Genomic DNA, 329 nt, shown 5'->3' on the forward strand with positions numbered 1-329 from the left:
TCGTCGGCTTCGGCCGGGTCGAGGGGCGGTCGGTGGGCGTCGTCGCCAACCAGCCGATGAGCTTCGCCGGCACGCTCGACATCGCCGCCTCCGAGAAGGCCGCCCGGTTCGTGCGCACCTGCGACGCCTTCAACATCCCGGTGCTGACCTTCGTCGACGTGCCGGGCTTCCTCCCCGGCACCGATCAGGAGTGGAACGGCATCATCCGGCGCGGCGCCAAGCTCCTCTACGCCTACGCCGAGGCGACCGTCCCGCTGGTCACCGTCATCACCCGCAAGGCGTACGGCGGGGCGTACGACGTCATGGGGTCCAAGCACCTCGGCGCGGAC

Annotated in this window: 1 protein-coding gene; it reads left to right on the forward strand. The window is 70.8% G+C overall.

Annotated elements, in window-relative coordinates; translation table 11 throughout:
- On the forward strand, nucleotides 1-329 hold a 329-nt coding region (locus FLV34_RS39965; protein WP_315985237.1), incomplete at both ends, for a carboxyl transferase domain-containing protein.

The organism is Microbispora sp. CSR-4, assembly GCF_008033685.1.
GTDB lineage: Bacteria > Actinomycetota > Actinomycetes > Streptosporangiales > Streptosporangiaceae > Microbispora.